We start from the raw sequence: 11911 nt of genomic DNA, 5'->3' as shown, positions 1-11911 counted from the left end.
CTCGCTGACGGTTGCTGAAATTGTCCGCGGAAATCGCACCGCTCGCGTCTACAATTTCGAAGTTGAATCCAGAGTAGGGAAATCACGAATAACTACTTCGTTGGGGATGCTCAGGCATGGGTCCATAATGCATTTGTTCCTAAGGGTGGACGCGGCCCTTTCTTTAAGCGGAAGGGCGGATATGTGTCTATTGTGGAAATCCAGCAACGTCGATCGATCATGTCGACCCTCGTTGTAATGGTGGAAGTAACGACATCGAAAATCTGGTGCCGGCGTGTATTCCATGCAATTCCAGTAAAGGCGGAAAGTTGCTTAAGGACTGGCGCGGAAGAAAAAGACCATGAATCTCGATACCACCAAAACCGAATTTGCTTGCTGTATCCATGTTCGTAACGATGAGTGCCAGCCGCGACTAATCGTTCGAAATTCAGAATACGTTAAAATAAACTGTGGTCGCAGGAATCACAGCTTGGCCGATTATGACATTGTTGATCCTGAGGAATTGCTGCGAAAGTGGGATATAAGACACGTTTTGGAAGGCATTGAGGTTGACTATCAGTCAGAATATTGTGCTGAGGGATGGGAGGTGAGCGCTATCGACCATGAAACACGGTGGTGCGACGATCTTACGGATGAACTGATAGCGGAGCTTCTAGATGTCGCAAGGGCCATTGTTCAAAATGGCGGTGTCTGGATGCTACGCAGTGATGAAGGATACGGAGCAATCACAGCAGAACCAAGCAACAAGATCCCTATCTGGCTTTCAGATGAAAGCGTATCTTTTGTGGCATCTTTAGGGCATCTTAATACAAAAAAATATTTCTTCCCCATTGATGAGTTTATCGTTGAGTTGGAAATATTTAATAGAACTAAATACCTTGATTACAAAATATCAATCCAGGATTTACTGGACGAATATTCTGTTGATTTTTATCCGATAGACTTGTTTCGATTTCTTGTCTGGGCAGACACGGGCGACGACCCCACCCAGCGACCGGATGGATTTGATTATTAGATTACTGGTGTGACGTCCGCGACAACGTCATTGCGATCACTGATGGTTGAGGCAACACCACCACCTTCGCCTGCGATGTGTTGGACAGACTGGGCTATCCCACTAAAATTCACGCGCCTACGATCTCTCGACCGGACGCCTCCTGCAGGAAGATCCGATCTGGTTCGAGGCCGGTGACCTTAACGTCTATCGCTATGTTTGGAATTCGCCCGCCAACTGGACCGATGCGAGTGGAATGGCGGCAGCAGGACAATATGCGAGTACACACGCTGTGCCAGCCGTATTGATGGGTGGTGCGATTGCTACACAACACATGCTATCCACAGCTAGTGGCGCCGCAGGATATCTAGAGCATCTGCCGATATAGTACGAAAAAGGGTAGGAAATTTTTGCGATATGCGGCTTGCTTGAGGGGCAAACCGCTGCCGCCTTTGGATGGCGCATGGGGAATTAAATGAAAAAGGCAAGACATTTCACGAGATCTTTAGATGTTATAGGGTCAACTGATAGGATTGAGGTTGAAATTAGTTGCCCAATGAACAATGGCGATTTTTACGTTTGTCGTGCGCGCGTGAGGTTCAGAGGTATTACCAAAGAGCGCAGTATCGAAGGCCTTGATGGCATCAGTTCAATTGTTAACGCGTTTATATATTCTTACCTAAATGTAATGAAAATAAGTGAAGAATATGGAATCGATTATGATATTGGCGTATTGAAAGTGGATGATATTTTGCCGGTTCCTGCTAGGATTTATAAGCAATTTAGTGATCTTACATAAGCAACCCTGACCGAAGGTCGACCTGTTCCCAAGATCAGGAATCATTGCCCCCCCCTTACTTACAACGCCTTGGATAGGCTTGTCTCCCGAACGGATACCTACGAATATGATGTGCTCGGGGGGATTCCTGCCCGCGCATCTTAAAAGATTCGGCCTGAAGATGGCGGCCCGCCTTCGGGTCGTAATGGCGACGTCAATTGTAGTGCAAATCGGGCTCTAGTTGGATCTATTAACCGGAAATAGCTGGTTGAGCGAATTATGTTCAAAGATTATGGTTTGGTGACGTCGCGGAATTCAGTCCTTTTCTCACCCACTTATCAATTTCTTCTTTAGAGTAGCCAAGTAGCAATCCTATAATTCGATCAATTCCCTCATCAGGGCGTTGAATATTGTCCTGTTGGGCAACCAAGGCTGTCTTTAAAGCGGGAATGCGCCAAGCTTCCTCGGGAAGACTGTAGAAAATGTAAGTCACGCTAAAGCGAGGGTGCTTGGGATTTAGAAGTGTAAATTCTTCCATTAGGATCGATCCCTCATCAACGTATGGCTGGAAGTTATCGATGGGGATTAGGTCCTTATCGCCTACCGACTCAATATAGTAGAACATTGAGAGGGGTTTTTTTCCCCTCTCGCATTAGTCTCAATTCATGACCAATGATCTCTTTCATTTTAATTTCAATCAATTAGGGATTGTTGGTGCTAATCCGGAAGGTGGCCATTCTACGATTCGGCAGAGGCATTGATAGCAGGCATTCGGATATTCTGGATTTATATCCGGAGGACGATCTCGTGCTCCACATTCATAGCCATTGACACCGGGGCAATATAGGATCGGTCCCCCGTTTCGATTTTTTTAGCGCCCGTCCGGATCTACGCCCATCTAAGGTGAATTAGTTACATAGGTCCACCTATTTGGTCCATCGGGCATCCCAAGAGGATCGGCCTGGAGATAGCGGCCTGTCGTCGGATCGTAGTGGCGATGCCAATTGTAGTGCAAACCGGATTCCAGTTGAAACCATTGCCCCGGAAAGCGTTGGTCGAGCGTGGCCGATCCCAGGATTGTGTATGCCTCCCCATAAGGCAGGTAGGTCGCGCGCCAGACTACCTTTCTTGCGCTGTCAGTCATCATAATGGGACGTTCGAGATGATCGGTATGAACCTGGCAGATTGTAGCCGCTTCCGTACCGGCATCTGCAATCACTGCCAAAGGTCTCTCGTCAAGCCAGATACACTCCCGTCCCAGCGCGCCGTTGCCGTCATATTCCGCGATGATGTTGCCGCTGAAGTCGTAAATATAGTGAAGTGGGGTGGCGCGCGAAAATACAAACGCCTGATATCGGTCAGATGCACAGTGGCCAACAGCCGACCTTGCGTTTTCCCCCTTAACCAGCGCTACACACCTGAAGTCACTGGCCATCCAAAAACGGTCGCGGCCGATCTCGTCAACAATCCGCAGGCGGATGAAAACTGGTAAACCGTCCGCATTCAGGTGAAGCCGGAGGACTGGTGAAACCCGGTAACCTCAGCCCACTGCCGATACCGGCATAGACGCGCAGGCCCGTCATTTGCATTCCCGGCGCTCTTCGTGCTTTTGTCAGCTTCAATACCCGGCATCTGCGCCGGGCGCGTCAAAGAGGCAAGATTTATGGCTGACAGGCATCGCATCGATCATCTCGTTCTGCCCGTTCGCGACCTTGCGGTAGCGGCCGCGCGGCTCAAGGTCCTTGGCTTTACGGTCGCGCCACAGGCTCTCCATCCTTTCGGCACGGAGAATGCCTGTGTGTTCTTCAGGGATGGCACCTATCTGGAGCCTCTGACAATTGCTGACCGGGTCAGCTATATCGCGTCGGTCGAGAGAGGCGATGTTTTCACCGGCAGGGATCAGGCATTCCGGCGATCGTACGGACAGGAAGGTTTTTCTGCCCTTGTGGCCTCCACCGCTGACGCTCCAGCCGATCACCGGAGGTTCGTGGCGTCTGGCGTATCGGCCGGCGAGGTCTTCGAATTTTCGCGGCCCATGCAAATGCCGGACGGATCGTCATGCGAGGCGGCGTTCCGGCTTGCCTTCGCGGCAACCGGATCGGCTGCGGATTTCTTCCTCTTCAGTTGTCAACGCCTGCAGGCACTGCCGGGGGACCGTGCTGCACTGGAACGTCACCAGAACGGAGTTCTGGGCCTTCGCGAGATCGTGCTGTGTTCCGGTACGCGGAGTGACACCCACTTGATAGAAACGGTTTTCGGCTGCAACGGCGTCGTGTCTCCGGATGGTGATGTCGTTTTCGAAACCGGCAATGCAAGGGTGAGGCTGAGTGAAAGACCCGCCCTTTCTGGCGTCGACCCGAAGGCTACGGGAAAAAGCGGTGAGGGCCTGCGCGGCATAGGCGTTGTCTTTTCCGTTGACGATCTTGCCGTGACAGCGACGGTACTTGCTGCTAATGGCGTGTCCAGCGCAGAAGCGGGCGGCCGTCTGGTGGTGCCCGCAGCACCCGGACAGGGCGTCGATTTCGCCTTCGAGGAAAAAAGATGAGCGTCACGAACAATCTCAAAGTCACCGCCGGCCAGGGCGCCAGCAAGGTTTCCTTTTGCAATAGCGAGCGTTTTTCACTGATCGCCGGCCCCTGCCAGATGGAAAGCCGGGAGCACGCCTTCATGATTGCGGGTGTCTTGAAGGAGCTTTGTGACGGGCTCGGAATCGGCCTCGTTTACAAGTCATCCTTCGACAAGGCGAACCGCACCTCGCTTTCCGGCAAGCGTGGCATCGGTCTGGACAGTGCCATGCAGATATTTGCCGATCTCAAGAAGGAATTCGGCTTTCCGGTCCTGACCGACATTCACACCGAAGAACAGTGCGCCATCGTTTCCGAAGTTGTGGATGTGCTGCAGATCCCGGCCTTCCTCAGCCGTCAGACCGATCTTCTCGTTGCCGCCGCAAAAACCGGCCGTGTCATCAATGTCAAGAAAGGCCAGTTCCTGGCGCCATGGGACATGAAGAACGTGCTCGCCAAACTGAATGAAAGCGGCAACCCCAATGTGCTGCTGTGCGAACGCGGCGCGTCCTTCGGCTACAATACGCTGGTCTCCGACATGCGTTCTCTGCCGATCATGGCATCGCTCGGCGCACCTGTTGTCTTCGACGCCACCCACTCGGTGCAGCAGCCGGGCGGGCAGGGCGGTTCCACCGGCGGTCAGCGGGAATTTGTCGAAACGCTGTCTCGCGCAGCTGTCGCCGTTGGTGTCGCAGGCCTCTTCATCGAGACCCATGAGGACCCGGACAATGCGCCTTCTGACGGCCCGAACATGGTTCACCTGAAGGATATGCCGAAACTGCTCGAAAAGCTGCTGGCCTTCGACGCCATCGCGAAAGCCTGAGCGGCGGGCGCGGCGCGTGCCAATCGATTTTAAATGGCGGTGGTTCCCTTTCTGCGGCCTGCCGTCATTGTAATTTCTTCGCCATCGTCTAAGACAGGCGACGGAAAATATCTGTTCCATTCCCAAGGGAGAGACCATGACTGCCATTACCGATATCATCGCGCGCGAAATCCTCGACAGCCGCGGCAACCCGACCGTTGAAGTCGATGTGTACCTCGAAGACGGCTCCATGGGCCGTGCCGCCGTTCCTTCGGGCGCCTCCACCGGCGCGCATGAGGCGGTTGAGCTGCGTGATGGCGGCAAGCGTTATCTCGGCAAGGGCGTGGAAAAGGCCGTTGAAGCCGTCAACACGGAAATCTTCGACGCCATCGGCGGCTTCGATGCTGAAAACCAGATCCAGATCGACCAGATGATGATCGCGCTGGACGGCACGCCGAACAAGTCGCGCATTGGCGCCAACGCCATTCTCGGCGTGTCGCTCGCCATCGCCAAGGCTGCTGCCGAAGCCTCCGGCCTGCCGCTCTATCGTTATGTCGGCGGCCCGAACGCGCATCTGCTGCCGGTTCCGATGATGAACATCATCAACGGCGGCGCCCACGCCGACAACCCGATCGACTTCCAGGAATTCATGATCCTGCCGGTTGGCGCAGAAAACATCCGCGAAGCCGTGCGCATGGGTTCGGAAGTGTTCCACACGCTGAAGAAAGAACTGTCCGCGCAGGGCCACAACACCAATGTCGGCGATGAAGGCGGTTTCGCTCCCGGTCTCGAAAGCGCGCCTGCCGCGCTCGATTTCATCATGAAGTCGATCGAAAAGGCCGGTTACCGTCCGGGCGAAGACATGTATGTCGGCCTCGACTGTGCATCGACCGAATTCTTCAAAAACGGCAAATACGTTCTCGAGGGTGAAGGCCGCACGCTGGAATCGGGCGCGATGGCTGAATATCTCGCAGACCTCGTTGCCAAGTACCCGATCATTTCCATCGAAGACGGCATGGCTGAAGACGACTGGGACGGCTGGAAGACATTGACCGATCTCATCGGCAATAAGTGCCAGCTGGTCGGCGACGATCTCTTCGTCACCAACTCCGCGCGTCTTCGTGACGGCATCAAGATGGGCGTCGCCAACTCCATCCTCGTCAAGGTCAACCAGATCGGTTCGCTTTCCGAGACGCTGGACGCGGTCGAAACCGCCCACAAGGCCGGCTACACCGCCGTCATGTCGCACCGTTCGGGCGAGACCGAAGATTCGACCATCGCCGATCTCGCAGTTGCCACGAACTGCGGTCAGATCAAGACCGGCTCGCTTGCCCGTTCCGACCGGCTCGCAAAGTACAACCAGCTGATCCGTATCGAGGAAATGCTCGGCCCTCAGGCTGCTTACGCCGGCCGTTCAATCCTGCGCGGTTAATTTGCGTTCGGGTTTCTGGGCCCGCTGTCTTGCGGGCAGAGGTGGTGAAAAACGCATCTACATATGAGATGTCATCCTCGGGCTTGACCCGAGGATCCACCACGGTACGTTTTTGGATCCTCGCCTCAAGGGCGAGGATGACGGTGGGGAGGGCAGGTCCCCCGCCAATCCAGCCCGCCCTCCGGCGGGCTTTTTCATGCCCAATTGCCGATTGGAATTTAAGGTCAACGGATAGTTAAACAATCCGCTCTAGTCTCAGACTCACGTTACGCGTTTTGAGGCATCTCTCCGGCATGTGGACCAGGCATCATAAAAAGAGACGATTCGGTCGGCTGATCGTTCCAGCCATTACCATCGCTTTTCTTTCCTACTTCGGTTATCATTCGATCCATGGCGATTTCGGCCTTCAGGCAACGGAGCGGCTGGAACGGCAGCGTATTACCCGGACGGCGGAGCTTGCAAAGCTGACACAGGCGCGCGTGGCGCTGGAGCGTCAGGTGGAACTGTTGAGTGACGGTTCGCTTGAACGGGACATGATCGACGAGATTTCCCGGTACCAGCTGAACATGTCCCGAACGGACGAAATCGTCATCATGAACACATATTTCTGATTAACCGAAATTAGGTTAATTCAACATTTTTGATTTATTCACAGCATCTTAGCGTGAATATGTGCCATGCGTTTAAAGCATTGCTGCATGGCGCTTTCTTGCATATGGTACGCGCCACTCTATCCATTCAAACGGCAACTCAGGGAGGGATGAATGGCGCCGCGAAAATCAGCGACCGTATCCGGCCGCAAGACAACGGCAAAGTCCGCAACCGAATTCACCGGCAAGAACAGCCCCGACTTCTCGAAGGAAGAAGAGCTTCACGCCTATCGCGAGATGCTTCTGATCCGCCGTTTTGAAGAAAAGGCCGGCCAGCTCTATGGCATGGGCTTCATCGGTGGTTTCTGTCACCTCTACATCGGCCAGGAAGCTGTCGTCGTTGGCATGCAGATGGCTCAGAAAGAGGGCGACCAGGTCATCACCGCCTATCGCGACCATGGTCACATGCTCGCCTGCGGCATGAGCGCCCGCGGCGTCATGGCCGAACTGACCGGCCGCAAGGGCGGCCTGTCGAAAGGCAAGGGCGGCTCCATGCACATGTTCTCGAAAGAGAAGCATTTTTATGGCGGTCACGGCATCGTCGGCGCTCAGGTGTCGCTCGGCACCGGCCTCGCATTCGCCAACCGCTATCGCGGTAACGACAACGTCTCCGTGACCTACTTCGGTGACGGCGCGGCGAACCAGGGCCAGGTCTATGAGAGCTTCAACATGGCCGCTCTCTGGAAGTTGCCGATCATCTATATCGTCGAAAACAACCGTTACGCCATGGGCACCTCGACCGCCCGCGCCACCGCCCAGTCGAACTATTCGCTGCGTGGCCAGTCCTTCGGCATTCCCGGCATTCAGGTGGATGGCATGGATGTGCGCGCCGTCAAGGCAGCAGCCGATCAGGCGCTGGAACACTGCCGTTCCGGCAAGGGTCCGATCATTCTGGAAATGCTGACCTACCGTTACCGCGGTCACTCCATGTCTGACCCGGCGAAATACCGTTCCAAGGACGAAGTGCAGAAGATGCGTTCGGAACACGATCCGATCGAGCAGGTGAAAGCACGCCTTCTGGAGCAGGGCTGGGCCAGCGAAGACGAACTCAAGGCCATCGACAAGGATGTCCGTGATATCGTTGCCGACAGCGCCGACTTCGCCCAGAACGACCCCGAGCCGGATGCGTCCGAGCTCTACACCGACATTCTGCTCTGATCGGGAAAGGGAAACCCATGCCTGTAGAAATTCTTATGCCCGCCCTTTCCCCGACCATGGAGGAAGGCACGCTTTCCAAATGGCTTAAAAAGGAAGGCGACAAGGTCACCTCCGGCGACGTCATCGCGGAAATCGAAACCGACAAGGCGACCATGGAAGTGGAAGCCGTGGATGAAGGCGTCATCGGCAAGCTGCTGATCGATGCAGGCACCGAAGGCGTCAAGGTCAACACCCCGATCGCCGTGCTCATCCAGGAAGGCGAAAGCGCCGACGACATCTCTTCCTCTGCCAAGAAGGAAGAGCCGAAGGCCGAGGCTGCCAATTCCGGTTCTGATGCCGCTGGCGGCAAGACCCGCGAAGCGACCGAAGAGCCGAGCGCTTCCAAGGAAGCCGCGAAGGTTCCGGCGGCGCCCAAGATCGACGTTGCCGCTGACCCGGACATTCCGGAAGGCACCGAAATGGTGATGACGACGGTGCGTGAAGCGCTGCGTGACGCCATGGCCGAAGAAATGCGCGCCGATGAAAAAGTCTTCATCATGGGTGAAGAAGTCGCCGAATATCAGGGCGCCTACAAGATTACCCAGGGCCTGCTGCAGGAATTCGGCGAGCGCCGCGTCATCGACACCCCGATCACCGAACACGGCTTTGCCGGCATCGGCGTCGGCGCAGCCATGACCGGCCTGAAGCCGATCGTCGAATTTATGACCTTCAACTTCGCCATGCAGGCGATCGACCAGATCGTCAACTCGGCGGCAAAGACGCTTTACATGTCGGGCGGCCAGATGGGCGCACCGATGGTGTTCCGTGGTCCTTCGGGTGCTGCTGCCCGCGTTGCGGCCCAGCATTCGCAATGTTACGCCGCATGGTACAGCCATATTCCGGGCCTCAAGGTCGTCATGCCCTATACGGCTGCCGATGCGAAGGGTCTTTTGAAGGCCGCCATCCGCGATCCGAACCCGGTCATCTTCCTCGAGAACGAAATTCTCTACGGCCAGAGCTTCGAAGTGCCGAAGCTCGATGATTTCGTGCTGCCGATCGGCAAGGCGCGCATTCATCGCAAGGGCAAGGACGCAACCATCGTTTCCTTCGGCATCGGCATGACCTATGCGGTGAAGGCTGTTGCGGAACTCGAAAAGCTCGGCATCGACGTCGAACTGATCGACCTGCGCACCATCCGCCCGATGGACCTGCCGACCGTTATCGAATCGGTGAAAAAGACAGGTCGTCTCGTCACTGTCGAAGAAGGCTTCCCGCAGTCATCGGTCGGTGACTTCATCTCCAACCAGGTCCAGCGCGCTGCTTTCGATTATCTCGACGCGCCGATCCTGACGATTGCCGGCAAGGACGTTCCGATGCCTTACGCGGCCAATCTGGAGAAGCTGGCGCTTCCGAATGTCGATGAAGTCGTCCAGGCCGTCAAAACCGTCTGCTACAAGTAAGGGGAGGCGTTTCGATGCCTATCAACATCACCATGCCTGCCCTTTCTCCGACGATGGAAGAGGGCAATCTGGCCAAGTGGCTGGTCAAGGAAGGCGACAAAGTCGCACCCGGTGACGTGATCGCCGAGATCGAGACCGATAAGGCGACCATGGAAGTGGAAGCCGTCGACGAAGGCACCGTCGCCAAGCTTGTCGTTCCGGCCGGCACGGAAGCCGTAAAGGTCAACGCCCTCATCGCAATCCTCGCCGCCGATGGCGAGGATGTGGCCGAGGCGGCAAAGGGCGGCGATGCCGCTCCCGCCAAGGCTGAGGCAAAGACGGAGGCCCCCAAGCAGGACGCCGTCAAGGCGGAAGCGCCGAAGGAAGAGGCTGCCCCGGCGAAGGCTGAAAAGCCGGTTGCCGACCAGCCCGCTGCCTCGTCCACGCCAGCGCCGGTCGCAAAGTCCGGCGAGCGTATCTTCGCTTCGCCGTTGGCACGTCGTCTCGCCAAGGAAGCCGGTCTCGACCTTTCGGCCGTTTCCGGTTCCGGCCCGCATGGCCGTATCGTCAAGACCGACGTCGAAAAAGCTGCGGCTTCCGGCGGTGCAAAGGCTGCTCCCGCCGCTGCTGCATCCGCAGGCACACCGGCTCCGGCGCTTGCCAAGGGCCAGTCGGACGAAGCCGTTCTCAAGCTGTTCGAAGAAGGCTCCTATGAGCTCGTGCCGCATGACGGCATGCGCAAGGTCATTGCCAAGCGTCTGGTCGAATCCAAGCAGACCGTTCCGCATTTCTACGTTTCGGTCGATTGCGAACTGGATACGCTTCTGGCGCTGCGCGCCCAGCTCAACGCCGCTGCCCCTGAAAAGGACGGCAAGCCGGCCTACAAGCTGTCGGTCAACGACATGGTCATCAAGGCGCTGGCGCTGGCGCTTCGTGACGTGCCTGACGCCAACGTCTCCTGGACGGAAAGCGCCATGGTCAAGCACAAGCATTCGGATGTCGGCGTTGCCGTTTCCATTCCGGGTGGCCTGATAACGCCGATCATCCGCAAGGCCGAGCAGAAGTCGCTCTCCACCATCTCCAACGAGATGAAGGACTACGGCAAGCGCGCGAAAGAGCGCAAGCTGAAGCCCGAGGAATATCAGGGTGGCACGACCGCCGTGTCCAACATGGGTATGATGGGCGTGAAAAGCTTCTCCGCCGTCATCAACCCGCCGCATGCCACCATCCTGGCGGTCGGCGCGGGTGAAGAACGCGCTGTCGTCAAGAATGGCGAGATCAAGATCGCCAACGTCATGACGGTCACGCTCTCCACCGACCACCGTTGCGTCGATGGCGCGCTCGGAGCCGAACTGATCGGCGCCTTCAAGCGCTACATCGAAAACCCGATGGGCATGCTGGTTTGATCGGAGAGTAAGATGGTGAAGTCGGTCCTCTGCTTTGGCGATTCCCTCACCTGGGGATCAAATGCGGAAACGGGTGGCCGGCACAGCCATGACGATCTTTGGCCGAGCGTCTTGCAGAAGGCGCTCGGTCCTGACGTGCATGTGATTCACGAAGGTCTGGGTGGTCGCACCACCGCCTATGACGACAACACCGCCGATTGCGACCGCAACGGCGCGCGGGTTCTTCCGACGTTGTTGCACAGCCATGCGCCGCTGGATCTGGTGATTATAATGCTCGGCACCAACGACCTGAAGCCGTCAATCCACGGATCGGCGATCGTTGCCATGAAGGGTGTCGAAAGGCTGGTGAAGCTCACGCGCAACCACATCTGGCAGGTGCCGGACTGGGAGGCGCCTGACGTGCTGATCGTCGCACCGCCGCAGCTGTGTGAGACGGCCAATCCGTTCATGGGCGCGATCTTTCGCGATGCCATCGATGAATCGGCGATGCTGGCGTCCGTTTACCGGGATCTGGCCGACGAGCTTGATTGCGGCTTTTTCGATGCGGGTTCCGTCGCCCGAACGACGCCGGTGGATGGCGTTCATCTCGATGCTGAAAATACGCGGGCCATCGGGCGGGGGCTGGAGCCCGTCGTCCGCATGATGCTCGGACTTTAAGAACAATTCCCGGTCGTGGCGCTGCTCGCGACCCGATAGGACAAGGCAGGAT

The 11911-nt window shown here is 56.5% G+C and carries 13 protein-coding genes and 1 pseudogene; 12 read left to right on the top strand and 2 right to left on the bottom strand.

Annotated elements, in window-relative coordinates; all coding sequences use genetic code 11:
- The first annotated feature begins 179 nt into the window (after positions 1-179).
- The 4 genes and pseudogenes from DOU54_RS28385 to DOU54_RS07495 all read left to right on the top strand — a co-directional run bounded on the left by DOU54_RS28385 (position 180) and on the right by DOU54_RS07495 (position 1793).
- On the top strand, positions 180-344 hold the full coding sequence (locus tag DOU54_RS28385; protein ID WP_113380653.1) for an HNH endonuclease: 165 nt from the start codon (positions 180-182) through the stop codon (positions 342-344).
- Positions 341-1015: a hypothetical protein gene (locus DOU54_RS07505; RefSeq protein ID WP_113380637.1), complete on the top strand. Its 675-nt coding sequence runs from the start codon at positions 341-343 to the stop codon at positions 1013-1015. The genes DOU54_RS28385 and DOU54_RS07505 overlap by 4 nt, the downstream gene beginning before the upstream one ends.
- A 121-nt stretch (positions 1016-1136) precedes the next feature.
- Positions 1137-1382, top strand: a pseudogene (locus DOU54_RS28380) (RHS repeat-associated core domain-containing protein); the annotation flags it as partial.
- 87 nt (positions 1383-1469) lie between these two features.
- On the top strand, positions 1470-1793 hold the full coding sequence (locus DOU54_RS07495; protein ID WP_146617341.1) for a hypothetical protein: 324 nt from the start codon (positions 1470-1472) through the stop codon (positions 1791-1793).
- A gap of 262 nt (positions 1794-2055) precedes the next feature.
- On the opposite strand, the gene DOU54_RS07490 is transcribed toward DOU54_RS07495, so the two are convergent.
- Both DOU54_RS07490 and DOU54_RS07485 read right to left on the bottom strand, forming a co-directional pair.
- A complete protein-coding gene (locus DOU54_RS07490) occupies positions 2056-2397 on the bottom strand; it encodes a hypothetical protein (protein WP_006697554.1) in 342 nt (113 codons plus the stop codon).
- 273 nt (positions 2398-2670) lie between these two features.
- The gene (locus DOU54_RS07485) at positions 2671-3207 is read right to left on the bottom strand and encodes an RHS repeat-associated core domain-containing protein (protein ID WP_113380635.1); all 537 of its coding nucleotides are present in this window, start codon (positions 3205-3207) and stop codon (positions 2671-2673) included.
- A gap of 228 nt (positions 3208-3435) precedes the next feature.
- Between DOU54_RS07485 and DOU54_RS07480 the strand changes: the two genes are divergently transcribed.
- The 8 genes from DOU54_RS07480 (at position 3436) to DOU54_RS07445 (ending at position 11859) form a co-directional block, all read left to right on the top strand.
- Complete coding sequence (locus tag DOU54_RS07480; protein ID WP_113380634.1) at positions 3436-4317, top strand: VOC family protein; 882 nt, start codon at positions 3436-3438, stop codon at positions 4315-4317.
- The gene (kdsA, locus tag DOU54_RS07475) at positions 4314-5159 is read left to right on the top strand and encodes a 3-deoxy-8-phosphooctulonate synthase (protein WP_006697551.1); all 846 of its coding nucleotides are present in this window, start codon (positions 4314-4316) and stop codon (positions 5157-5159) included. The genes DOU54_RS07480 and kdsA overlap by 4 nt, the downstream gene beginning before the upstream one ends.
- Before the next feature lie 136 nt (positions 5160-5295).
- Entirely contained in the window at positions 5296-6570 is a 1275-nt protein-coding gene (eno, locus tag DOU54_RS07470) for a phosphopyruvate hydratase (RefSeq protein ID WP_022556098.1), read from the top strand.
- Between the two features lie 293 nt (positions 6571-6863).
- Positions 6864-7181 carry an FtsB family cell division protein gene (locus tag DOU54_RS07465; RefSeq protein ID WP_004441601.1) on the top strand — a complete coding sequence of 106 codons (318 nt, stop codon included), beginning with the start codon at positions 6864-6866 and terminating at the stop codon, positions 7179-7181.
- Between the two features lie 153 nt (positions 7182-7334).
- Positions 7335-8378 carry a pyruvate dehydrogenase (acetyl-transferring) E1 component subunit alpha gene (gene pdhA / locus DOU54_RS07460; protein ID WP_004441604.1) on the top strand — a complete coding sequence of 348 codons (1044 nt, stop codon included), beginning with the start codon at positions 7335-7337 and terminating at the stop codon, positions 8376-8378.
- 17 nt (positions 8379-8395) lie between these two features.
- Positions 8396-9817: a pyruvate dehydrogenase complex E1 component subunit beta gene (locus DOU54_RS07455; protein WP_035208868.1), complete on the top strand. Its 1422-nt coding sequence runs from the start codon at positions 8396-8398 to the stop codon at positions 9815-9817.
- Between the two features lie 14 nt (positions 9818-9831).
- On the top strand, positions 9832-11202 hold the full coding sequence (locus tag DOU54_RS07450) for a pyruvate dehydrogenase complex dihydrolipoamide acetyltransferase (protein WP_045534817.1): 1371 nt from the start codon (positions 9832-9834) through the stop codon (positions 11200-11202).
- Positions 11203-11214: 12 nt separating this feature from the next.
- On the top strand, positions 11215-11859 hold the full coding sequence (locus DOU54_RS07445) for an SGNH/GDSL hydrolase family protein (protein ID WP_006697549.1): 645 nt from the start codon (positions 11215-11217) through the stop codon (positions 11857-11859).
- The last annotated feature ends 52 nt before the right edge of the window (positions 11860-11911 follow it).

The sequence above is a fragment of the Agrobacterium sp. MS2 genome, from assembly GCF_003261015.1.
GTDB classification, from domain to species: Bacteria; Pseudomonadota; Alphaproteobacteria; order Rhizobiales; family Rhizobiaceae; genus Agrobacterium; species Agrobacterium pusense.
This window is presented reverse-complemented; position numbering and strand designations above follow the sequence as displayed.

Coding starts and splice junctions, on each gene's coding strand:
- pdhA (WP_004441604.1), top strand. CDS start 7,335: ATGGCGCCGCGAAAATCAGCGACCGTATCCGGCCGCAAGACAACGGCA.
- DOU54_RS07465 (WP_004441601.1), top strand. CDS start 6,864: ATGTGGACCAGGCATCATAAAAAGAGACGATTCGGTCGGCTGATCGTT.
- DOU54_RS07445 (WP_006697549.1), top strand. CDS start 11,215: ATGGTGAAGTCGGTCCTCTGCTTTGGCGATTCCCTCACCTGGGGATCA.
- DOU54_RS07490 (WP_006697554.1), bottom strand. CDS start 2,397: ATGTTCTACTATATTGAGTCGGTAGGCGATAAGGACCTAATCCCCATC.
- DOU54_RS07480 (WP_113380634.1), top strand. CDS start 3,436: ATGGCTGACAGGCATCGCATCGATCATCTCGTTCTGCCCGTTCGCGAC.
- DOU54_RS07455 (WP_035208868.1), top strand. CDS start 8,396: ATGCCTGTAGAAATTCTTATGCCCGCCCTTTCCCCGACCATGGAGGAA.
- DOU54_RS07505 (WP_113380637.1), top strand. CDS start 341: ATGAATCTCGATACCACCAAAACCGAATTTGCTTGCTGTATCCATGTT.
- DOU54_RS07485 (WP_113380635.1), bottom strand. CDS start 3,207: ATGGCCAGTGACTTCAGGTGTGTAGCGCTGGTTAAGGGGGAAAACGCA.
- kdsA (WP_006697551.1), top strand. CDS start 4,314: ATGAGCGTCACGAACAATCTCAAAGTCACCGCCGGCCAGGGCGCCAGC.
- DOU54_RS07450 (WP_045534817.1), top strand. CDS start 9,832: ATGCCTATCAACATCACCATGCCTGCCCTTTCTCCGACGATGGAAGAG.
- eno (WP_022556098.1), top strand. CDS start 5,296: ATGACTGCCATTACCGATATCATCGCGCGCGAAATCCTCGACAGCCGC.
- DOU54_RS07495 (WP_146617341.1), top strand. CDS start 1,470: ATGAAAAAGGCAAGACATTTCACGAGATCTTTAGATGTTATAGGGTCA.